We start from the raw sequence: 21,259 nt of genomic DNA on the forward strand, positions 1-21,259 counted from the left end.
CTGAAAAGACAAAAACATAAACCAATCAATTGCATCAGCCGCCGAGCCCCTCGTTATTCGCAAACGGCAAAACGCCATGAAAAAACAGCAGGAGTAGCATCCCCCTGCTGTTTGCAATTTATGTGCACCGTCTGTTCAGTTGTTAATACTTCACTACGTAGGCCACGATGACCGTCAATACAATAAAAATAGCCGCCAAAACCACGGTAATCCGGGCCAGAACCAGGTCCATGCCTCTAGCTTTCGTTTTGCCGAACAGATGCTCGGCACCGCCGCTGATCGCACCGGAAAGTCCCGCACTTTTACCCTTTTGTAGTAATACCGTTACAATTAAGCCCAGCGAGGCGATAACCAACAAAACTTTTAACAGGATAACCAATTCGACACCTCATTAGCATGTTCTTATTTTTAGAATGTGCATAAAAAGTCTATCATAAAAGGCCTTTTTCTGCAAGATTCTGGTTGAACAACCTCACTTATTTTCCCCCGATTTATAAAAGAAAACCCGCCGACGGAACAGAGCTTCCATCCAGCGGGTCGTTTATTGCGATTTAACGACAGGATTACCGTTCCCCCGGTCCCATCGGGTAGGCTCTTTCGGACCTCCGGGCTTTCTTTCGTCTGTTTGCATCTCCACCCAGAAAATACTGAATGGCCGCTTTGGCGCACCAGAGAGAGAAAACCAGGAAAACAACGCCCCAGATCAGAGCCGGTATAGGCGTGATGGATGCCAGGTTCGTTGCGTCTCCCGCTTTGTTCGGATTACCAGCCGCCAGGAGAGCTAGCGTCAGCGGCCCGTAGACCGACTCCTCCAGACACAGGAAGGCGACGAGCAAATAATAGGCGTTGCGGATAAACCCGCTCGTAAAAGCGAGCACAATGATGTTCAGCGCGATGAAGCCGATCAGCCACCCGACGCCGAATTCATTGCGTACGAACAGCACCAGAGACAGCACGGCGACCACCGTCGTTACCTGGAGTCCCAGTCTTTGCTTCCCCCGGGCATTCGCCCAGAAAAGAAAAACCGCAAACAAGGACGCCGTCACATAGCCTGCGATCGAAATCGGCAGGAGTTTCCACGAGCCGCTGACCGACGAGTAAGTAACCCCGCTGTGATCGGCATTGAGCACGATAGCCATGACTTTGCCCGACAGGATCATCGTCACGGCTGCGTGCCCGAACTCATGAACCATGGTGTCCAGGTTGCGGAAATAGGCCGAGAAAGGGATGAACTGAGTTAATAAGGCCGACCCGATTAACAACAAAATCGTTTTTACCCAAGCACTCATATTCATGACCCTCCCCGACGTTTAAAAAGCTAAATCATTAACTTTGTGAAAGGTTTTCTTACTTGAATTTTTTCAAGTTATAGAAAGCTTCTTTGCCGGCGTATTGAGCAATGCCTTCCAGTTGGTCTTCGATGCGAAGCAGTTGGTTGTATTTCGCTACGCGGTCCGTACGGGACGGCGCGCCTGTTTTGATTTGGCCTGCGTTGGTTGCCACGGAGATGTCGGCAATCGTGCTGTCTTCGCTCTCGCCGGAACGGTGGGAAATAACAGCCGTGTAGCCTGCGCGTTTCGCCATTTCGATCGCATCGAATGTTTCGGTCAGCGTACCGATTTGGTTTACTTTGATCAGGATGGAGTTACCGATGTTCTCGTTGATGCCTTTGGACAGACGCTCGGTGTTCGTTACGAACAGGTCGTCGCCAACGAGTTGTACTTTACCGCCCAGCTTCTCGGTCAGCAGCTTCCAACCTTCCCAATCGTCTTCGGAACAACCGTCTTCGATGGTAAGGATCGGGTATTTGTCTACCCAGGAAGCGAGCAGGTCAACGAATTCAGCCGGTGTGAAGGATTTGCCTTCGCCTTCGAGCTCGTATTTGCCGTTCTTGAAGAACTCGGTGGAAGCTACGTCCATACCCAGGAATACGTCTACGCCCGGCTTGTAGCCAGCGCGCTCGATAGCGGTGATGATCGTTTGGATCGCTTCTTCGTTGGAGCTCAGGTTCGGTGCAAAACCGCCTTCGTCGCCGACAGCCGTGTTCAGGCCTTTATCTTTAAGTACGGATTTAAGGTTATGGAAAATCTCTGCGCCCATGCGGAGAGCTTCTTTGAATGTAGGAGCGCCTACCGGAAGTACCATGAATTCTTGAACGTCAACGTTGTTGTCGGCATGCTCGCCGCCGTTGATGATGTTCATCATTGGAACCGGAAGAGTCTTAGCGTTGAATCCGCCCAGGTATACGTACAAAGGCAGTTCCATTGCTTCAGCCGCAGCGCGGGCAACAGCCATGGATACCGCGAGGATCGCGTTGGCGCCAAGCTTGCCTTTGTTATGCGTGCCGTCCAGCTCGATCATTTTCTTGTCGATGGATACTTGATCCAAGGAGTTCAGACCGATAATTTCAGGCGCGATGATCGAATTGACGTTGTCAACGGCTTTCAGTACACCTTTACCCAGGTAACGGCTTTTGTCTCCATCGCGGAGCTCGACAGCTTCGTGAGCGCCCGTGGAGGCACCGGAAGGTACGATTGCGCGGCCTACAACGCCGGATTCCAGGTATACTTCAACTTCAACAGTCGGATTGCCGCGGGAGTCAAGTACTTCGCGAGCATAAACGTCAGAAATGATAGTCATTGTGTTTGAACACTCCTTAACAAGGTTATGTGTATGAAAAACTTCGGGAACTCATTCCCTTAAAGGGCAGCGGCGCACCTTACCGATCAAAATAAGATGCTGTATTCCAAGGAATGGTTCCCGAAAACTTGGTGTCTTAATCAAAAAGCGGAAGGGTTACTTATTTCTTCTCTTCAATGATCGAAAGTCCTGTCATTTCCGGCGGCTGCGCCAGCTTCAGCAAATGCAGCAGCGTCGGGGCGATGTCGGCCAGAACGCCGCCTTCGCGCAGAGTGACGTCGTTCGATGTAACGATAAACGGCACCGGATTCGTCGTGTGAGCCGTGAACGGACGTTCGGCATCGTCCAGGACGAGGTCCGCGTTGCCGTGGTCGGCTGTAATGCAGACAACTCCGCCCTTCGCGAGAATGGCTTCGACGACTTGGCCCAGGCACTCGTCCGTGGCTTCAACGGCTTTGATAGTCGGCTCCAGCATGCCGGAGTGGCCTACCATATCCGGGTTGGCGAAGTTCAGAATGATGACGTCCTGCTTGTCCTCATTGACTTCCTTCACCGCTGCGGCCGCAACCTCGTAAGCGCTCATTTCCGGCTTCAGGTCGTATGTGGCGACTTTCGGCGACGGAATGAGGATTCGCGTTTCGCCCGGCAGTTCCACGTCACGGCCACCGCTGAAGAAGAAGGTAACGTGCGGGTACTTCTCGGTCTCGGCGATACGAAGCTGTCTCATATTATTCTGGGCCAGAACCTCGCCAAGCGTGTTATCGAGATCTTTCGGTTTATACGCGACGTATCCTTCGACCGTTTCACTAAACAGCGTCAGACAGACGTAATACAGATCTTTCGGGAAAAGCTCGCCGCGGTCAAAACCGCGGAAATCTTTATTCGTAAATACCTGCGACAGTTGAATCGCACGGTCCGGACGGAAGTTGAAGAAAATAACCGCATCGCCGGATTCAACGAGTCCCACCGGCTTGTCGTTCTCATCCGTGATCACAGTCGGCATCACGAATTCGTCGAATACGGACTTCTCGTACGATTCGGTGATCGCTTTGACCGGGTCCGTGTAGTGCGGGCCGTCCCCGTACACCATGGCACGGTAAGACTTCTCGGTCCGCTCCCAGCGCTTGTCCCGGTCCATCGCATAGTAGCGGCCTTGAACCGTCGCCACTTTGCCGACGCCGATTTCGGCGATCTTGGCCTGAAGCTGCTCCATGTAGTTCTTCGCCGAATCGGGCGCTACATCGCGTCCGTCCAGGAAAGCATGGATGTAAACTTCCTGCAGATCTTCTTTCTTCGCCAGCTCAAGCAGCGCGAACAAATGCGCAATGTGGCTGTGTACGCCTCCATCGGAAAGCAGCCCGTACAGATGCAGCTTTTTGTTGTTCTGCTTCGCATGACGAACGGCGCCGATCAGCGTGTTGTTATCGAAAAATTCGCCGTCCCTGATCGACTTGGAAATACGAGTCAGGTCCTGGTAAACAACCCGTCCGGCACCGATGTTCAGGTGCCCCACTTCAGAATTACCCATTTGGCCTTCCGGCAAACCTACGGCTTCGCCGCAGGCAGTCAGCGTCGTATGAGGGAACTGGTTCCAATAGCGGTCGTAGTTAGGTTTCTTGGCTTGAGCCACGGCATTGCCGTGAACCTCGCCCCGAAGTCCGAAGCCGTCCAGAATAATCAGCGCTACCGGTTTAGTCGCCATCTTACTTCGCCCCCTCAACGAGTTGGATATAAGAAGCAGGCTCCAGGCTGGCGCCGCCGACAAGAGCTCCGTCGATATCCGGCTGAGCCATATACTCGGCAATGTTGCCCGGTTTTACGCTGCCGCCGTATTGAATGCGGACCGCATCGGCTACGGAGGAATCGTACAGGGAAGCAATCAGCTCGCGGATGTAAGCAATAACTTCGTTGGCGTCTTCAGCCGTGGAAGATTTGCCCGTACCGATAGCCCAGATCGGCTCGTAAGCCACGATGACTTGTTTCGCCTGATCGGCGCTGAGGCCTTTGAAAGCCGCTTCCGTCTGAACACGGCATACTTCTTTCGTTTGTCCCGCTTCGCGCTCTTCGAGCTTCTCGCCCACGCAGACGATCGGCGTCAGACCGTAGTTGAAAGAAGCGAGGACCTTTTTGTTAACCGTTTCGTCGGTTTCGTTAAAATAAGCTCTACGTTCGGAGTGACCGATAATCACATACGTTACGCCGAGATCTTTAAGCATAGCCCCGGAAATTTCACCGGTGTATGCGCCGTTTTCTTCCCAGTGAAAGTTCTGCGCGCCGATTCCGATCGACGTGCCTTTCACAGCTTCGACAAGCGACGGCAGATTGGTGTAAGGAGCGCAGATTACGCTCTCCACCCCTGCCACTTCCGCCTTGCCCTTTATATCATTCACGAAGCTTGTCGCTTCGGAAACGGTTTTGAACATTTTCCAGTTACCTGCAATAACGGGTTTTCTCATGATCTTCAAAACTCCTCTCTGTGTCTCTTACTTGTCGTTAAGAGCGACTACGCCAGGCAGAACTTTGCCTTCCATGAACTCCAGGGAAGCTCCGCCGCCAGTGGAGATGTGATCCATCTTGTCGGCGAGGTGGAACTTCTCGGCTGCAGCCGCGGAATCGCCGCCCCCGATGACGGTGTAAGCGGATGTGTCGGCGCAAGCCTGGGCTACCGCACGCGTACCGTGGGAGAACGGCTCGATTTCGAACACGCCCATAGGTCCGTTCCAGACGACCAGCTTGGAGTTCTTGATAACGTCGGCGTAAAGTTCACGCGTTTTCGGACCGATGTCGATGCCTTCCCAATCAGCAGGAATGGAATCGATTCCGACGATGTTGGTGTTGGCATTCGCACTGAAGTCATCGGAGATGACGATATCTACAGGCAGAAGGAAGTTCTTGCCCAGTTTTTTCGCCTTTTCGATGAAGCCGAGCGCCAAATCAAGCTTCTCGTTGTCTACAAGAGATTGTCCGATTTCGTGGCCTTGCGCTTTAAAGAAGGTATAGGAAAGGCCGCCGCCGATCAGGATGTTGTCGGCGATTTCAAGCATCTTATTGATTACGTCGATTTTGTCTTTCACTTTCGAACCGCCGACAATCGCGGTGAAAGGGCGCTCCGGATTATTAAGGGCTTTGCCCAGAACGTCCAGCTCTTTCTCCATCAAGAGACCGGAAACAGCCGGAAGCTGATGAGCGATACCTTCCGTGGAAGCATGTGCACGGTGAGCGGCGCCGAAAGCATCGTTCACGTACAGGTCGGCCAGTGCCGCGAATTGTTTCGCCAGCTCCGGATCGTTCTTTTCTTCGCCCGGGTAGAAACGGACGTTCTCAAGAAGAAGCACGTCGCCGTCTTTCAGCTCGTTTACTTTCGCTTGAACCGCTTCGCCGACAGCTTCGTCCGCTTTCGCTACCGGCTTGCCGAGAAGCTCGGACAGGCGGGCAGCAACCGGAGTCAGACGAAGGTCTTCGTTGACTTGGCCTTTCGGGCGGCCCAGATGGCTCGCAAGGATAACTTTAGCGCCTTTTTCGATCAGAAACTTGATCGTCGGCAGCGTTTCACGAATACGTGTATCGTCCGTAATTTGGCCGTTTTCGAGCGGCACGTTGAAATCGACGCGTACAAACACGCGTTTACCGTTAACTTCTACATCGCGAACACTTTTCTTGTTCATGAAATATCCTCCTCTGAGCTTTCCGAAGGAAAGCTGTTCGTCGTAAGTAAGCATTAGCTGAGCTTTGTGTAAGAAAGCTGCGTCGTAAAAGCATTAACAGAGCTTTCAGTACATCTGTCGTTCGTAAACTTAGGCCGATCCTTCCCCTTTCGAGGGGAGGACGGCAAGCGTACAACGGATCCGCATGGACAACCGGGGAACCGCATACGGCGGCACGCCGGCAAAAACCGGCGATCGAAACGGAAAAGCTTTCGTTCAGGAAAACCTTCTTCGCAAGACCTTTGGGGCCAGGCTTTCCTGAGGAAAGCTTCGTACATTCCGGGGATTTATGTAAAATTCATGCCCCGATAAGCAATGGGAAGAGGAGAATTTCTTCTCCTCTTCTTGCATGGCTTATTTAAAGATTACAGACCTTTTTTAGCGATGAAAGCGGCCAGGTCAACGACACGGTTGGAGTAGCCCCACTCGTTGTCGTACCAGGAAACGACTTTCACCATGTTGTCGCCCACTACCATAGTCGACAGAGAGTCGATTGTGGAGGAAGCAGGGTCGCCGTTGTAGTCGCTCGATACAAGCGGCTCGTCGGAGTAGTTCAAAATGCCTTTAAGCGGGCCGTCGGCAGCTTCTTTAAGAGCATTGTTCACATCGTCAACAGTTACGTTTGCGTTCAGCTCGACAACCAGATCCGTTACGGAAACGTTTGGAGTCGGAACGCGCATAGCCATACCGTTCAGTTTGCCTTTAAGCTGCGGCAGAACCAGGGAAACGGCTTTAGCTGCACCCGTAGTGGAAGGAATGATGTTCTCGGCTGCCGCACGAGCGCGGCGAAGATCCTTATGAGGCAGGTCAAGCACTTGCTGGTCGTTCGTATAGGAGTGAACAGTCGTCATCATACCTTTTACGATACCGAACTTCTCGTCCAGTACTTTAGCGAAAGGAGCAAGACAGTTAGTCGTACAAGAAGCGTTGGAGATGACCGTATGAGCGGAAGGATCGTATTTCTCTTCGTTAACGCCCATAACAACTGTGATATCTTCGTTCGTAGCAGGTGCGGAAATGATAACTTTCTTCGCTCCGCCTTTCAAGTGAGACTCGGCTTTTGCTTTGTCTGTGAAGATACCTGTGGATTCAACGACGATTTCAACGCCGTATTCAGCCCAAGGAAGGTTTCCAGGGTCACGCTCTGCAAATACCTTGATGGATTTGCCGTTTACTTTCAGTTCGCCTTCGCCGGCTTCAACCGTTGCGTTAAGTCTGCCGTGAGTCGTGTCATACTTGAGCAGGTGCGCAAGCGTGCTTACGTCCGTCAGATCGTTGATTGCTACGATTTCTACTTCAGCGTTGTTCAGAGCGGCGCGGAATACGTTACGTCCGATACGACCGAAACCGTTAATACCCACTTTAACCATTGTAATTCCTCCCAGTAGAAAGTTTATATTTCAAGACGTGCCTGGGGCCCGTCAAGATAACATGTGGTTTAACATCTCCACGGCTGCAGCCTCGTCCGTCACCAGGATATCCTCCTGGCCGTATTTTAAAACCGAAGCTACAGCCGCGCCCTTGCTTTTGCCGCCGGCTACGCCGATCACGACTTCGCAGTGCTGGATATCTTCCAGCCGGAGTCCTACGGTCGGCATCTTATGGACAACCTTGCCCTCGGGGTTAAAATAGTAGCCGAACGCTTCGGCGAGCGCCCCTTCGCCTCGCAGGCTGTCTATCGTCTCGGAGTCTACCTTGCGCCTCTGCGCCATGACGATAGCATCTCCAATGCCGTGAATGACGATGCGGCTGCTGCGGACCACGTCCATCATCTCCTGGATGTTCGGTTCCTGGATCAAGGACTGATAGGCCTCCTCGCGGAGATGATCCGGGACATGCAGGAGGCGGTACTGTCCGCCGGTCTTCTTCGCCATCTTGGAGGCGATCATGTTCGCCTGCAGCTCCACGCTCTCGCCGAGCCCTCCGCGGGCCGGGACGAACAGGCTGCCCTTGAGGGCGCTCGTTGTGGACAGGTGCTCCGCCACTTCGGCCATTGTGGAGCCGCCGGTTACCGCGATCACGTCATGCTTCGTGACGTGCTTGCGCAGCATCAGCGCGGCCGCCCGGCCCAGCTCCTTCTTCGCAAACAGCGAAGAATCCGAATCGCCGGGAACGACGACGACCTGCTCCAAGCGGAAGTGGTCGCGGATCCGCTTCTCCAGCTCGTTAAGCCCGAGCATCTCCTTGATAAGCGGCTGAAGCTTCTCCAGCAGTTCCCTGCCCGATTCGCTGATGCGCATGCCCGATGTTTCCGTTTCAATCAGGCCTTGGCCTTTCAGAAACTCCACTTCGCTGCGCAAAACCCGCTCCGTCATATCGAGAGCGCCGGCCAGTGTTCTGCGTCCCACGCTTCCCAGCAGGAAAATATGCTGCAGAACGGTGTAACGCTTGTTCAGAACCTCCAGCAAGTCCGGCAGGAGCTGTTTCTGGACGTCGAGAATATCTCTCATGCCATACACTCCTATTGATCGTGTTGGGACTCAATATGTCCCGCGAGTGCATTTTAAGTCCCACATGGATCAAAAAAAACTTGCCTTGCACAACCCCATTATACCCCAGTTCCTATAAAAGAATCAATGTGTGCAAAGTTTGATTTTTGTAAATGGGCGTCGAAAAAAAATCTGAACCATAGGACTTGCTTTTTTCATACCTCTATCATATAATAACCTTTGCTGTTACTTAATGAAACATGCGCCCGTGGTCCAATGGATATGACGTAGGCCTCCGGAGCCTGAGATCGAGGTTCGATTCCTCGCGGGCGCGTACGATGCTGCACAAGAGAAAGCTCCCGTCTTCGGACCGGAGCTTTTTTTCTTTTCCCCATATGTTTGAGCCGCTTATTCCGCCGAGCCCATGAACATCTTTTGAATGCCGGCATACCGGGCGCGAAGCCAGCCCAAAACCGCTTCTTTGTTTCTTTTTACAACCAGGAACCCCGTCAAAGCGGCAGCGGCAGCAATAATCGCAATCGTGGAGTATTGGGAAATCACATGCAGCAGCTGCTGGATTTTCGTGCCGAACAAGAATCCTACCATCACGTACGTAAACACCCACAGAACGCCGCTCAACCCGTTAAAAATCAGAAAAGTCTTCAGGCGGATTTTCAAAATTCCCGACACATACCCCGTAAAATGCCTCAGACCCGGCACAAAATAACTGACGAGAATAATTCTATCCCCGTACTTATCGAACCATTTTTTAATTTTCAAGAGCCTCTCCGGTTTGAGAAGCACATACTTGCCGTACTTATCGAAAAAAGGCGTCCCCAACTTCCGTCCAAGCACATACGTAAAGATGGTTCCCGCAAAAGCTCCCGCAAATGAAACGCCCATAACGCCAGCCATATTAAACGTGTTTACGTGCACCATATGTCCCGAAATCATCATAGCCAGTTCCCCGGGAAAAGGCAGGGCCACCGATTCTGCGAAGAGGCCCAGGAAGAGCACCAGATACCCGTATTGTGCGAAAAGATCACTAATCCACTCCATAGTCCGCTCCTTATTCCACTTAATTTCCTGTCTTTGTTAGCCAGTATACCTTTTGAGGAGGAGTTTCATAATGGTCCCCGGTTTAGTTTGGAAACTGGACTTTGGTCGTGGCAGGAACCAGACCCTCTGTAAATTTATGGGTTTATTCTGCGTTTTTTTCGAGCAACTTGTTAGACGGGAACCTTGCGGGAGCCTAAAATGTTTCACCGATTCCTCTTGAGGGGAAAGAACGAGAGAGGTTTTCCCAAATAAGTTTGACCTTTCTTGACCTTTTGACGTTTTTTCGTTATCATATTTGTAGATACTGAAAATTAACGCAGTTATAGCGGCGTATTATCGAAGGAGGTAACATTAATGAGTTTTATTCCAATGGTTGTCGAGCCTGATGCAAGAGGAGAACGCGCTTACGATATTTACTCCCGTCTTCTTAAAGACCGTATTATTTTTCTGGGTACCCCGGTGAATGATCAGGTCGCCAACGCGATTATCGCCCAACTGCTGTTCCTAGATGCGCAGGACCCCGACAAGGATATTCATTTGTACATTAACAGCCCCGGCGGTTCCATCACAGCTGGAATGGCGATTTACGACACGATGCAGTTTATCAAATCCGACGTTTCCACGATCTGCGTAGGGATGGCGGCTTCCATGGGCGCTTTCCTGCTTGCGGCAGGTGCCAAAGGCAAGCGTTACGCCCTGCCAAACTCCGAAGTCATGATTCACCAGCCGCTCGGCGGCGCGGAAGGCCAGGCGACGGATATCGAGATTCGCGCAAGACGCATTCTCAAAATGCGCGAGAACTTGAACAAAATTCTCGCGGAGCGTACAGGCCAGCCGCTGGAGCGTATCGATAAAGATACCGACCGCGACTACTTTATGAGCGCGGCCGAAGCAAGCGCCTACGGTCTTATCGATAAAGTCATCGAGAAGACAACCGAAGGCGGCAAGGAAGCTTAATCAGCCAAAGAAAACCCCGGATTATCGACTTTCGTCGGTAACCCGGGGTTTCTTTTTTAATGCGGGCGAAATTACAATAAAATTAGTCCAGATCCGCAAGCGGATAGAAAATCAGATCGACCGGGAAAGCCGAACCGGCCGGAGGCGTAAACTCGATATCGAGCGACTTCTCCGTTCCTGTGGTGCGGTGGAGAATTTGCATGCCGTCAAAAGCGGTAATGACGCCGGAATACGGAATCGACTGGATTTCTCCGTTGATCTTGATCGGCCCTTTGAAGACACCGCCGCGGGCCAGCAGCATAATCGCCATTTTGCGCGGTTTGTCCGCGTGAATCTTGTAGACAACGCCGTAGTTGCCCCCATTCTTCACGTTTTCCTTGCGCATCACGTCGTAACCGTCCACGAAAGGATCGGTCTTTCCGTCCCCTATGACAAGCTTGGACGCCGTCGTGAAGGAAGAGGCATCGATATTCCAGTTTACCTCGGAGACGTCGAACGAGCCCCTTACGTGGCCTGTGAAGCCAAGCAGCTTGCTTTCGGACAGCGTCGTGTTCGACAACTCGTCAGCGGCCAGGAAGGAGAACTGAACTTCTCCGGAAGTTTCCAGATCATAGAACAGATTCACGCCTTGGCCCGGATAGAAATCCGGAAGCTGGCGGTAAACGAGCGTATCGTGCGGCGGAATGGTCAGCTTCTCGTTATATGTATTGCCCAGCAGGAAGTCCACGGAAGCCTCGCTGCCAATCAGGTTCGCATATACGGAAGGCCATACTTCGCCTTTGTTGGTCGTTTTGACCGTAACAGGCTTATCCGTCGTATTCGTTGCCATAATGGCAAACGTTACTTTGTTCTTCGTACCGTTGATGTGATCCGCATACAGACGCCCCTTGCCGTTGATCATGTCCTGGTACAGGATGCCCGGCTCCGTAAATTCTTCGGGGCTGTCGCTGACGAGCAGCTTGCGGCCCGTTACGTCGGTCGCTTCTTTGGGAAGCATCGGCAAGTTGTAGAAATGGGAAGTCAGCGTATCCCAGCTCAGTTTGTAGAAGCTGCCGATCTCGTTGTGATATACCGGATATTCGGCTTCCGACACAAGCGGAATATTTTCGACAATGACATTTTTGGTGAACACCTTGCTCACGTGTCCGTGCCTGTCGTAGACCTTAAGACTAACCGGGTAGGACCCCGGCTTGAAGAATGCGTCTTGTTTGCCTGTCCATTCGTACTTGGCGATCCCTTCCGCATCCGGATCGTAGCAGAGGTCAATGTACTTGACGGTCTCGCCGAGACGGTATTTCTCTTTGTGAGTCGTAAACTTGGCAACGGGATTCGAATTGTTCGTTCCATTGTCGTAAATGCCTTCCGGCTTCGGAACGTAGATGATTTCCACTTTGCGCGAGTCGTGATAGTACGTATACTTGGCGCCCATATAATCGGCTACCCAGGTCAGCTTGACGAGCAGCTTGCCTTTTACGATGGCCGCAACCGAATCGAACGGCACTTCCTCGCCATTGATATAGGCTTTTTTCAGATCGCTGCTCAAGACGATGTTATAGCCCGGGGGCTGCATTGTGATCGTTCTGGCCGCATTGTCCCACGTAACGGGGAATCCCAGACTGTCACCGATAAATTTAGCCGGAACGAACGTTTTGTCCTTGATGATGGTGGCCGGCGACTCCAGCTCCACCTGGTCTTCATTGACGAAGGCCTGCTTGTTATCCAGGTACAAAACAATTAACGACGACGAGGACGAGATTGCGCGTGCCTGAATCGGCATCAGAAAAGCTGCGAACAGCACCAGCGCCATCAGAAGCGAAACCTCTTTCTTCCATTGAATCATGCTCCTACTCCTTTTCCTTCCTTTTTCTAAAAAACGACATGACAAAAAAGCCTTCTCCCGAAAAATCGCCCAATCTTTAGACGTTTTTTACTGGAAAAGGTTTCTGTTTGACAAAAAATAAAAAAGCTCCCTTGGCAGGAAGCCTTCGCTCTTACTGATTTTCAAGTTCTTCTTTACTGACCAGCGTGACTAAAGCGTTTACAGCCTGTTCGGCGTCCGAACCTTCTGCACTTATGTAAATTTCGGTTCCCGTGCTGATCGCAAGGCTCATAATTCCCATAATGCTCTTGGCGTTTACTTTCTTCTCGTCCTTCTCTACAAAAATTTCAGACGAAAATTTATTCGCTTCCTGGACAAATAAAGCAGCGGGTCTGGCGTGAAGGCCGGTTTTCAATTTCACCACTACTGGGCGTCTCGACATGGATTGGATTCCCCCTACGTTCTTAATTTGCAGTCTATAATGCATCCCCGGCAATATCGCTCGGAGGTTCCCCTTACGTGTAACTTATGTCGGTTAAGCATCAGGCATGATGATTTCTATCCAATTCATGTTGGATGTTCATCGAACGGGGACCTGGCACCGGGCCGCGCTTGTCCGTTCAAGAACCGCGAGTGCCGTAAAATGCGTAATCTGCTTCATATTATACCATTTTACGGCGAAATACTCTAGGAAAAAGTTCCCGTATAGGCCTAACGTATGGCAGCGCCGTTGCGAATTTTGTCGGCCAGTTCGTCTATTTTGCGCAGACGATGATTGACGCCCGACTTGCTGACGCTCCCCTTCAGCATGTCCCCGACCTCTTTAAGATTCAAGTCGGGATGCTTTACACGGATTTCCGCGACTTCGCGGAGTTTTTCCGGCAGGCTCTCCAGGCCGACTTCCCGTTCGATAAGACGGATGTTATCGATCTGCCGGACAGCCGCACCGATGGTTTTATTAAGATTCGCCGTTTCGCAGTTTACGATTCGGTTCACCGAATTTCTCATATCCTTCATGATCCGGACATCTTCGAAACGCAACAGGGCCTGGTGTGCGCCAATAATGCTGAGAAACTCAATAATCCGTTCGCCTTCCTTGATGTAGAAAACGAACCCCTTCTTGCGCTCGATGCATCTGGCATTCAAATCGAAAGTGTTAGCAAGCTGGCACAGCGCCTGGCAGTGTTCTTCATACATGGAAGCAATTTCGAGATGATACGAAGAACCCTCCGGATTGTTGACGGAACCTCCCGCAAGAAAAGCCCCCCGAAGGTAGGCCCGCCGGCAGCAGTTTGTTTTTACAATGCTTTTATCGATGCCCGGAGTAAACTGGAAGCCTTCCGACACGATATAAAGGTCGGAAAGCAGTTCCTGTACCTGGTTCGGCACACGGACGATATAGACATTATTCTTCTTAAGACGCATTTTCTTACGGACGAGCAGCTCGGTGTGCAGCTCATACCGCTTTTTAAGCAAAGAGTAAATCCTCCTGGCAATAGCGGCGTTTTCCGTTGAAATATCAAGAACGACGCGCTGATTCGTCAGCTGGACGGAACCGTTCATGCGGATAAGAGCCGATAATTCGGCTTTCTCACAGCAATCCTCCGCTTCGATTAGGGTCAATTCCTTCTTCGTTTGCGCCGCAAAAGACATGGGGACTCACCTCTTCCTGAGCATCCAGCTCTCCACGATCTGATAGATATGCTCGCTTAATTTCTCCGCATCGTGGCGCAGATAGGTCCGGAAAAGCACCAGTTTGTCGGCGATGACGCGGTAACCCCGCTTCGTCACCTCGTCCAGATCCAGATGGACGGCTTTGGCGCCTTTCTCGGCATATTTATTCTGTACCTGAGGAGGAATCTCCCCGTTATTTACAATGACATAATCAAATAAATGATGGCCTATATGGTTATGAATAGCCGTCAGATGATCCCCGACGGAGTAGTCGTCCGTCTCGCCCGGTTGGGTCATCACGTTGCAAATGAACATTTTGACCGCATCGGATTTAAGAATCTCCTCCGCTATTCCGGGCACGAGCAGGTTAGGAAGGATACTCGTGTACAAGCTGCCGGGTCCGCACAGGATGGCATCCGCCTCACGGATAGCCTCGATCGCCTCCTCCAGCGGTTCGATATCCGCCGGTTCCAGCATAACCCGCTTGATGCGTCCTCCGGCCTGGGGAATCTTCGACTCCCCTTCCACGATCGTACCGTCCTCCATCAGCGCCCGCAAATAAAGCTCCTGCCTCGAGGCAGGCAGCACACGGCCGCGTACCGCGAACACGCGGCTCATCTCGCGGATACCGGTGACGAAATCACCGGTGATATCTTTCATCGCCGCGAGAATCAGGTTTCCGAGACTGTGCCCCGCGAGCCCGGTTCCGGCCGGAAAGCGGTACTGCAGCATCTCGGAAAGCAGCGGCTCCACATCCGCAAGCGCCGTAAGCACGTTGCGGATGTCGCCCGGCGGAGGAATTTGCAGCTCGGAACGCAGTATGCCGGAGCTGCCTCCGTCGTCGGCTACCGTCACGATAGCCGTGATATCCAGCGGCTTCTGCTTCAACCCCCGGAGCATGACGGACAATCCTGTTCCGCCCCCTATGACGACTATCCGGGGGATATCGGCAGGGCGGTATACTTTAGACATGGTTTCACCCTCTTATGGTCGGTCGCGTTCCGCATCTCGATGATTGACTCTGACGATCTCCGTCTCGCTGTTTCCCATAACTTTGCCCAAATACTCGGCAATAGCCACGGACCGATGCTTGCCGCCCGTACAACCGATGCCTACGACAACCTGGCTTTTGCCTTCTTTTTTGTATTGAGGAACAAGAAAGTGAAGCATATCGAGCAGTTTCGTCAGAAACTCCTGCGTCTCGTTCCACTTCATGACGTAGTCGTACACATCCGCATCCTGTCCCGTATTGGGGCGAAGCGTCTCCACATAATGCGGATTCGGCAAAAAGCGTACGTCAAAAATGAGATCGGCATCAATCGGGATGCCATATTTAAAGCCGAAAGAGATGACATTTATAGATATGCCGCCGCTACCCATGTTGGTGAAGCGGGAGGCGATTTTTTGTTTGAGCTGCGCCGGTTTCAACGCACTAGTGTCGATCACCTGCGAAGCGTGGCCCTTTAATTCTTCCAGCAGCTTGCGCTCCAGCAGAATGCCCTCCAGCGGCGCATCGTTGGGAGCAAGCGGGTGGCGGCGCCTGCTTTCTTTGTAACGCTGAACCAGCGTGGAATCCGTAGCGTCGAGAAACAAAATCTCGTACGTCAATGTGTAATCTTCCTTAATGGAACGCAGTGATTCCTGCAGCGCCGTGAAAAATTCCCGGCCGCGGAGGTCGATCACCAGCGCCACCTTGCCGATTTTGCCGTGGGACTGCTCGATTAATTCCGCAAATTTCGGAATCAGAACAGGCGGCAAGTTGTCCACACAGAAAAATCCGAGATCCTCGAGACTTTGTACGGCAATTGTTTTTCCTGCACCGGACATGCCGGTAATAATGACAAGCTTGGCCGCCGCTTTGCTTTCTTCCATGAGTTCACCTTCCTCATCCGTTATAGGGTACCCTTCCGGGTGGAAGCCGCATTGTAAGCTTTGGTTGCTAATGCAGGTTTAACCCCGCCGCTCCTACGACGCCCGCATCGTTGCCCAGTGTGGCCGGCACGATTTCAACGCCTGTATAAGCGCGTTCCGGAGTCAGCTTGCGGAATGTCTCGCGGATCGGGTTGAACAGGATTTCTCCCGCTTTCGATACGCCGCCGCCGATAATGAACCGCTGCGGATTTACGGTTACCGCTACGGCCGCCATGGACTTACCGATATAATAGGCGGCACGGTTCACGATGCGCACAGCGACCTCGTCTCCCGACTTCGCCGCATCGAATACGTCCTTCGCTGTAATCTTCTCGATCAGCGCCAGACTCGTACGGTCGCCGCGCTCTTTGGCATCGTTGGCCATTCTGACGATGCCCGTGGCGGAAGAGACCGTTTCCAGGCATCCGGATTGTCCGCAGTTGCAGGCAATCGCTTCAATATCGGGAACTACGGACATATGTCCGAGCTCGCCTGCCATCCCGTTGAAACCTTGATAAATTTTTCCGTTTATGATAATGCCTCCGCCCACGCCGGTTCCAAGCGTATAGCAGACCAGGTTCGGGATTCCCCGTCCGGCTCCGCCCCACGCCTCACCAAGCGCCGCGACATTGGCGTCATTGTCGATTTTTACGGTTTTGCCTAGCTTCTCCTCAAGCGTCTTCTTGACGGCGACATTGCGCCAACCCAGATTAGGCGACAATTCCACAAAGCCTGTCGGAATGTCCATAAAGCCAGCGATTCCGGCTCCGATCCCCGCTACTTGTTCCCATTCGTATGGCGATTCGTCTACGATCCTGTGGACGTACTCAACAATACGGTCAAGCACAAAATCGGGACCGTGCTCGGTTCCGGTAGGACCTTCATAAGTCTGAATCAATTTTCCTTGTTCGTCGCAGAGGCCTACCTTGATGCTGGTGCCCCCTAAGTCCACTCCGACATAAATCCGTTGTGTCATGCTAAATGTCACCTCAGTGAAGAGTTAAGTTATTTCCATTCTTTCGCGATGGGTGTTGCTCCTGTACCCACTATAAGCGAACCCCCTAGGAAGGTCAAGGACGGCAAATTGAAAAAACGTGGAAGGGTGTAGGCCGTTCCACGTCTTTGCGTATGAGTCTAATAATCCGTTTTACAGGGACTTGCTCCAATCGTGAACCATGTTGCCCTCGAGGAACTTCTCGCAGTCCAAAGCCGCCATACAGCCGCTTCCCGCAGCCGTAATGGCTTGACGGTATTTCAAGTCCTGAACGTCTCCGCAGGCGAACACTCCAGGGATGTTGGTTTCTGTCGTTCCCGGTTTAACGAGGATATAACCCGTTTCGTCGGTCGTGATTTGTCCGCCGAGGAACTTCGTGTTCGGAGTATGTCCGATCGCCACGAAAATACCGTCGGTTTCAAGAACCTCTTCCGCTCCGGTCTCGTTGTTAAGAACTTTAAGGCCGGTTACGCCTTTGTCTCCCGCAACGACTTCAAGCGGAGCGGAGTTCAAGCTCCAGGTGATTTTCTCGTTCTCGCGCGCACGGTCCTGCATAATCTTGGAGGCGCGGAGTTCGCTTCTGCGGTGAACCAGTCGAACTTCGGAAGCGAAACGTGTCAGGAAGTTCGCTTCTTCCATTGCGGAGTCGCCGCCGCCGACCACGATGATGTTCTTGCCGCGGAAGAAGAATCCGTCGCAAGTGGCGCAAGTGCTCACACCGCGACCGATATTCTCGCGCTCGTTCGTGATGCCGAGCAGTTTAGCGGAAGCGCCGGTAGAGATGATCAGAGATTCCGTCTCAATCTCACCAAGACCTTCCACATTGAGCTTGAACGGACGCTCCGTAAGCTCTACGCTGTTAACCCAGCCGGTTTTGAACTCGGCGCCGAAGCGTTCAGCCTGCTTGCGCATGTTAGCCATAAGCTCAGGGCCCATGATTCCTTCCGGGAAGCCAGGGAAGTTTTCGACCTCGGTCGTTGTCGTCAACTGTCCGCCCGGCTCTGGGCCTTCAATAACCAAAGGATTGAGATTGGCGCGCGCCAGATAGATGGCTGCTGTTAATCCGGATGGTCCGGTTCCTACCACAATTGTTTTATACATGGATCGATCTCTCCTCCTTGGGAACAAATCAGAATTCGTATGATCGCGGGCTGAGTGTTGAATCATCATTGCCTGCAATCATTCTCTATTTAAAATAATTCTAATTAAAATTATTCTAATTTGCAAGTGTGATTAATCCCGGCCCTTCTTTTCCACGTTCCAGAGCTTCGGCAGAATCGCATCCATCTTCTCCTTAAGCCCGCAAGCTTCGTCAATGAGCTTCACATTCTTGCTTACGGTCGAGACGGTCGTATGGTAACGGCTGGCTACCTCGTGATAGGAAATCGACCTGCGGTGCATTTTGGCGACCAGGTATTCGAGAGCGGCGGACCAGCCTTCCACTTTCGTAATCCTTGGCACGCTCGGGTACACTCTGCTCAAATATTCTACCCACAGAGTCTGCAGGTCATGCTGCTGGATCATATCGTACCGCTGGTGCATATGCCGGTGAGCGGTCTCCATGACGGTCTGCCATTTGGGCTCCCATTTCGGAAGATCGGTCGTATGCACGGAGTTTTCCACGGTTTTTACGGTACCGTCCAAATGAGCTTTCAAAGGCTCTTCGACTCCGATGGTCCGCAAAACGAAGATAGCTACCTTTTTGAGATAGTCGTCCTCTTTAGGGTCACCGATAAACTCGACGAGGGCTTCTTTCACTTCATTGTCGCCGATATACACGAACGTCTGAAGCACCTGCAGCTTCGTTTCCACATCTCCGTGGCGCAGCGCCCAGAAGAAGGAGCTGCGGACAAGCGGGTCCTTGGCAATCTGATCCGGAATCGATTCGGGAGACTGCTCCAATTGGCGGAACTGTTCCTCGAACGGAAGGTTATAGTGGTAGCTCAAGGATAGCGGGCGGTCATCGGAACGGCGATTCAGCTGCTCCAAATAAAAGCGGGCGATTTCCGACCCGTTCTCCAGCTTATCCACCTGATTCCAGAGAACCCGGGCTTCCTGAAACCTGCCGATATTGCAAGCGGCCACGGCCGCATAATGGTAAACGCACGGATCGAGACCGCTATCGTTGGAACGGGAAATCCTCCTGAAAAGCTGGTAGGCTTTCTCGTGATCTCCCAGAATCCCCATGGTGGTCGCAAGCTTGAAGACATGCTCCTGCTGGAAAGGATACGTTTTGCGCAAAGTTCCCATCAGTTCGGCAAGTTCTTCCTTGCGTCCGAGATGCTGGTAGAAGATCGCCATATTGCACAGCGCGTGAAGGTTCCCGGGATCTATGTTCAGCACTTCGAGAATAGCATCCAGCGATTTCTGAAAATGACCGGTGTAATAATAAGCCAGCGCCAAATTATTACGAGCCGCCAGAAAATCGCCATGCTCTTCGACGAGTTCTTCCAGAACACGAACCGCTTCCGCGAACTTGCCTTCTTCTAAAAGCAGACGCGCCTGGTCGTGCTCGTACAAGCCCTCACGCGATTTAATGGTCTTAAGCTTGGCGGGACGCTCCAGCTCGTAGCTGAGAAAATCAAGCATTTCCTCGGCTTCTTCCAGGTAATGTCCGTTTGTATCGTTCTCCAGATAATGGACAAGAGCGCCCTCCGCCTGTTCGTACTGGTCCATGTTGGCGTAGTTGTTCGCCATATAAAAATAACATTCGGTCATCGAGGGATCGATCCGATCGAGAACATCTTTTAAGATGTCGTTGGATTCCTCGTACTTGCCCAATTCGGAGAGAACCCCTGCAAGGTTGCAGTGGTTCACCGGGTTATCGTATTCGTATTCTACCGCTCGCCGGAAATATTTCAACGCCTTATCGTAATGGAAACGATCGAGCGACTGAACCGCTCTTTCAAAAAAGAACGTGGCATCCATGCTGATGGGAATAATTTTCGGTTCCGGCTTTACGGAGACACGCTTTTTCTTTTCCATGACTAGGCACCTCCGGTACTTTGAGATCTATGATCAAGTATAGCACAGTCCCCGAGGTTTCAAAAACACGATTTAAACGCCGCCGTATTTAAACAGCGAAGAGAGAGAGCCGCCGTCGCTGACGATACGTACCGCATGCGAGAGCAGCGGAGCAACGGAGAGCACCTTGAAACGTTCCGCGTGATCGTCCGGAATCGCCAGGGAATCGGTGATCACGACTTCACGGATGTTCGGGTGATCCAGACGCTGGAGAGCCGGGCCCGAGAATACCGCGTGAGTGGCGCAAACGTAGATATCGTTGGCTCCGCGTTCCTTCAGTCCTTCCACAACGTTCACGATCGTTGTGCCTGTGTCGATCAGATCCTCGATGATGATCGGCGTACGGCCTTTAACGTCCCCGATCACGTGAGTCACGACCGCTTCGTTGTGAGCGGGACGCTTCTTGAACATCATCGCGAACGGAGCATCGAGAATGTTGGCAAGACGCTCGGCGGTCGTAGCGCGGCCGGCATCCGGAGATACGATGACCGGATCGACGATATTTTTCTTCGTGATGTAGTCGCTGATAAGATCAAGAGCGGTCAGGTGATCGACCGGAATGTCGAAGAATCCTTGGATCGCCGGTGCATGAAGGTCGATGGTAATAACACGGTTCGCTCCTGCGGCACTGACCAGATCGGCGACAAGTTTCGCGGAAATCGGTTCGCGCGGCGCGGCTTTTCTCTCTTGACGGGAGTAACCATAGTAAGGCAGGATCAAGTTGATCGTGCGGGCGGATGCACGCTTGGCCGCATCCATCATAACCAATAGTTCCATAAGGTGTTCATTGATCGGATGGGAGAACGTTTGTACTAAAAATACATCGCAGTTACGGACACCTTCTTCATACAAACAATAAATTTCCCCGCTTTTGAAGCGAGACAGCTTGATTTTACCGAGCGCAACGCCCAGGTCGTCGCAAATGCTCTGTGCCAGCTTCGGGTTGGAAGAGCCGGAGAAAATTTTAATGTTGTTGAGATCCATGGTTATGGTTACCTCCGAAATGTTTTTGATTATTGGGACTGCAGACGGGTCAAACTTCTGTATA

General features: G+C 52.1%; 19 protein-coding genes and 1 tRNA gene. 2 read left to right on the plus strand and 18 right to left on the minus strand.

What is annotated here, in order from left to right:
- Positions 1-142: 142 nt before the first annotated feature.
- The 8 genes from secG to PCH01S_RS19950 all read right to left on the minus strand — a co-directional run bounded on the left by secG (position 143) and on the right by PCH01S_RS19950 (position 8,794).
- Positions 143-379, minus strand: coding sequence for a preprotein translocase subunit SecG (secG, locus tag PCH01S_RS19915; protein ID WP_009674538.1), 237 nt, complete (start codon positions 377-379; stop codon positions 143-145).
- A gap of 184 nt (positions 380-563) precedes the next feature.
- Positions 564-1,289, minus strand: a complete 726-nt coding sequence (locus PCH01S_RS19920) for a M50 family metallopeptidase (RefSeq protein WP_042232290.1) — start codon at positions 1,287-1,289, stop codon at positions 564-566.
- Positions 1,290-1,347: 58 nt separating this feature from the next.
- Complete coding sequence (gene eno, locus PCH01S_RS19925) at positions 1,348-2,640, minus strand: phosphopyruvate hydratase (RefSeq protein ID WP_009674533.1); 1,293 nt, start codon at positions 2,638-2,640, stop codon at positions 1,348-1,350.
- A gap of 160 nt (positions 2,641-2,800) precedes the next feature.
- Positions 2,801-4,342 (minus strand): 2,3-bisphosphoglycerate-independent phosphoglycerate mutase, encoded by a 1,542-nt coding sequence (gene gpmI, locus PCH01S_RS19930; RefSeq protein ID WP_042232291.1) that lies wholly within the window; start codon positions 4,340-4,342, stop codon positions 2,801-2,803.
- Between the two features lies 1 nt (position 4,343).
- Entirely contained in the window at positions 4,344-5,096 is a 753-nt protein-coding gene (tpiA, locus tag PCH01S_RS19935) for a triose-phosphate isomerase (protein WP_042232293.1), read from the minus strand.
- Between the two features lie 27 nt (positions 5,097-5,123).
- Positions 5,124-6,305 (minus strand): phosphoglycerate kinase, encoded by a 1,182-nt coding sequence (locus tag PCH01S_RS19940; protein WP_042232295.1) that lies wholly within the window; start codon positions 6,303-6,305, stop codon positions 5,124-5,126.
- A 404-nt stretch (positions 6,306-6,709) separates the two neighbouring features.
- Complete coding sequence (gap, locus tag PCH01S_RS19945; protein ID WP_016423763.1) at positions 6,710-7,714, minus strand: type I glyceraldehyde-3-phosphate dehydrogenase; 1,005 nt, start codon at positions 7,712-7,714, stop codon at positions 6,710-6,712.
- A gap of 51 nt (positions 7,715-7,765) precedes the next feature.
- Positions 7,766-8,794: a sugar-binding transcriptional regulator gene (locus PCH01S_RS19950; protein WP_042232298.1), complete on the minus strand. Its 1,029-nt coding sequence runs from the start codon at positions 8,792-8,794 to the stop codon at positions 7,766-7,768.
- A gap of 241 nt (positions 8,795-9,035) precedes the next feature.
- Here PCH01S_RS19950 and PCH01S_RS19955 point away from each other — a divergent pair.
- Positions 9,036-9,107 (plus strand) — tRNA-Arg (locus tag PCH01S_RS19955).
- 74 nt (positions 9,108-9,181) lie between these two features.
- Here PCH01S_RS19955 and PCH01S_RS19960 read toward each other — a convergent pair.
- Complete coding sequence (locus tag PCH01S_RS19960) at positions 9,182-9,832, minus strand: DedA family protein (protein ID WP_042232301.1); 651 nt, start codon at positions 9,830-9,832, stop codon at positions 9,182-9,184.
- A gap of 354 nt (positions 9,833-10,186) precedes the next feature.
- Between PCH01S_RS19960 and clpP the strand changes: the two genes are divergently transcribed.
- Positions 10,187-10,789, plus strand: coding sequence for an ATP-dependent Clp endopeptidase proteolytic subunit ClpP (gene clpP / locus PCH01S_RS19965; protein WP_009676841.1), 603 nt, complete (start codon positions 10,187-10,189; stop codon positions 10,787-10,789).
- Positions 10,790-10,871: 82 nt separating this feature from the next.
- Here the strand turns inward: clpP and PCH01S_RS19970 are convergent, their stop codons facing one another.
- From PCH01S_RS19970 to PCH01S_RS20010, 9 genes are all read right to left on the minus strand, one after another.
- Positions 10,872-12,629 carry a copper amine oxidase N-terminal domain-containing protein gene (locus tag PCH01S_RS19970; RefSeq protein ID WP_042232304.1) on the minus strand — a complete coding sequence of 586 codons (1,758 nt, stop codon included), beginning with the start codon at positions 12,627-12,629 and terminating at the stop codon, positions 10,872-10,874.
- A gap of 151 nt (positions 12,630-12,780) precedes the next feature.
- Positions 12,781-13,050 carry an HPr family phosphocarrier protein gene (locus PCH01S_RS19975; protein WP_016423762.1) on the minus strand — a complete coding sequence of 90 codons (270 nt, stop codon included), beginning with the start codon at positions 13,048-13,050 and terminating at the stop codon, positions 12,781-12,783.
- Positions 13,051-13,319: 269 nt separating this feature from the next.
- Positions 13,320-14,261, minus strand: coding sequence for a DNA-binding protein WhiA (gene whiA / locus PCH01S_RS19980; protein WP_042232305.1), 942 nt, complete (start codon positions 14,259-14,261; stop codon positions 13,320-13,322).
- Between the two features lie 6 nt (positions 14,262-14,267).
- Positions 14,268-15,254, minus strand: coding sequence for a gluconeogenesis factor YvcK family protein (locus PCH01S_RS19985; protein ID WP_042232308.1), 987 nt, complete (start codon positions 15,252-15,254; stop codon positions 14,268-14,270).
- A gap of 12 nt (positions 15,255-15,266) precedes the next feature.
- Positions 15,267-16,154, minus strand: coding sequence for an RNase adapter RapZ (gene rapZ, locus PCH01S_RS19990; protein ID WP_009676833.1), 888 nt, complete (start codon positions 16,152-16,154; stop codon positions 15,267-15,269).
- 67 nt (positions 16,155-16,221) lie between these two features.
- A complete protein-coding gene (locus tag PCH01S_RS19995) occupies positions 16,222-17,169 on the minus strand; it encodes an ROK family glucokinase (RefSeq protein WP_042232311.1) in 948 nt (315 codons plus the stop codon).
- Positions 17,170-17,340: 171 nt separating this feature from the next.
- Positions 17,341-18,288, minus strand: coding sequence for a thioredoxin-disulfide reductase (gene trxB / locus PCH01S_RS20000; protein WP_042232314.1), 948 nt, complete (start codon positions 18,286-18,288; stop codon positions 17,341-17,343).
- Between the two features lie 132 nt (positions 18,289-18,420).
- Positions 18,421-20,172, minus strand: coding sequence for a tetratricopeptide repeat protein (locus tag PCH01S_RS20005; protein ID WP_042232316.1), 1,752 nt, complete (start codon positions 20,170-20,172; stop codon positions 18,421-18,423).
- A 72-nt stretch (positions 20,173-20,244) separates the two neighbouring features.
- Positions 20,245-21,195: a ribose-phosphate diphosphokinase gene (locus tag PCH01S_RS20010; protein ID WP_042232320.1), complete on the minus strand. Its 951-nt coding sequence runs from the start codon at positions 21,193-21,195 to the stop codon at positions 20,245-20,247.
- Positions 21,196-21,259: the final 64 nt, after the last annotated feature.

The sequence above is a fragment of the Paenibacillus chitinolyticus NBRC 15660 genome (assembly GCF_000739915.1).
Classification (GTDB): Bacteria; Bacillota; Bacilli; order Paenibacillales; family NBRC-103111; genus Paenibacillus_F; species Paenibacillus_F chitinolyticus.

Bases quoted from the DNA above. Each gene is read 5' to 3' on its own strand.
- PCH01S_RS19920 (WP_042232290.1), bottom strand. From the start codon at position 1,289: ATGAGTGCTTGGGTAAAAACGATTTTGTTGTTAATCGGGTCGGCCTTA.
- eno (WP_009674533.1), bottom strand. From the start codon at position 2,640: ATGACTATCATTTCTGACGTTTATGCTCGCGAAGTACTTGACTCCCGC.
- gpmI (WP_042232291.1), bottom strand. From the start codon at position 4,342: ATGGCGACTAAACCGGTAGCGCTGATTATTCTGGACGGCTTCGGACTT.
- tpiA (WP_042232293.1), bottom strand. From the start codon at position 5,096: ATGAGAAAACCCGTTATTGCAGGTAACTGGAAAATGTTCAAAACCGTT.
- PCH01S_RS19940 (WP_042232295.1), bottom strand. From the start codon at position 6,305: ATGAACAAGAAAAGTGTTCGCGATGTAGAAGTTAACGGTAAACGCGTG.
- gap (WP_016423763.1), bottom strand. From the start codon at position 7,714: ATGGTTAAAGTGGGTATTAACGGTTTCGGTCGTATCGGACGTAACGTA.
- PCH01S_RS19950 (WP_042232298.1), bottom strand. From the start codon at position 8,794: ATGAGAGATATTCTCGACGTCCAGAAACAGCTCCTGCCGGACTTGCTG.
- PCH01S_RS19960 (WP_042232301.1), bottom strand. From the start codon at position 9,832: ATGGAGTGGATTAGTGATCTTTTCGCACAATACGGGTATCTGGTGCTC.
- clpP (WP_009676841.1), top strand. From the start codon at position 10,187: ATGAGTTTTATTCCAATGGTTGTCGAGCCTGATGCAAGAGGAGAACGC.
- PCH01S_RS19970 (WP_042232304.1), bottom strand. From the start codon at position 12,629: ATGATTCAATGGAAGAAAGAGGTTTCGCTTCTGATGGCGCTGGTGCTG.
- PCH01S_RS19975 (WP_016423762.1), bottom strand. From the start codon at position 13,050: ATGTCGAGACGCCCAGTAGTGGTGAAATTGAAAACCGGCCTTCACGCC.
- whiA (WP_042232305.1), bottom strand. From the start codon at position 14,261: ATGTCTTTTGCGGCGCAAACGAAGAAGGAATTGACCCTAATCGAAGCG.
- PCH01S_RS19985 (WP_042232308.1), bottom strand. From the start codon at position 15,254: ATGTCTAAAGTATACCGCCCTGCCGATATCCCCCGGATAGTCGTCATA.
- rapZ (WP_009676833.1), bottom strand. From the start codon at position 16,154: ATGGAAGAAAGCAAAGCGGCGGCCAAGCTTGTCATTATTACCGGCATG.
- PCH01S_RS19995 (WP_042232311.1), bottom strand. From the start codon at position 17,169: ATGACACAACGGATTTATGTCGGAGTGGACTTAGGGGGCACCAGCATC.
- trxB (WP_042232314.1), bottom strand. From the start codon at position 18,288: ATGTATAAAACAATTGTGGTAGGAACCGGACCATCCGGATTAACAGCA.
- PCH01S_RS20005 (WP_042232316.1), bottom strand. From the start codon at position 20,172: ATGGAAAAGAAAAAGCGTGTCTCCGTAAAGCCGGAACCGAAAATTATT.
- PCH01S_RS20010 (WP_042232320.1), bottom strand. From the start codon at position 21,195: ATGGATCTCAACAACATTAAAATTTTCTCCGGCTCTTCCAACCCGAAG.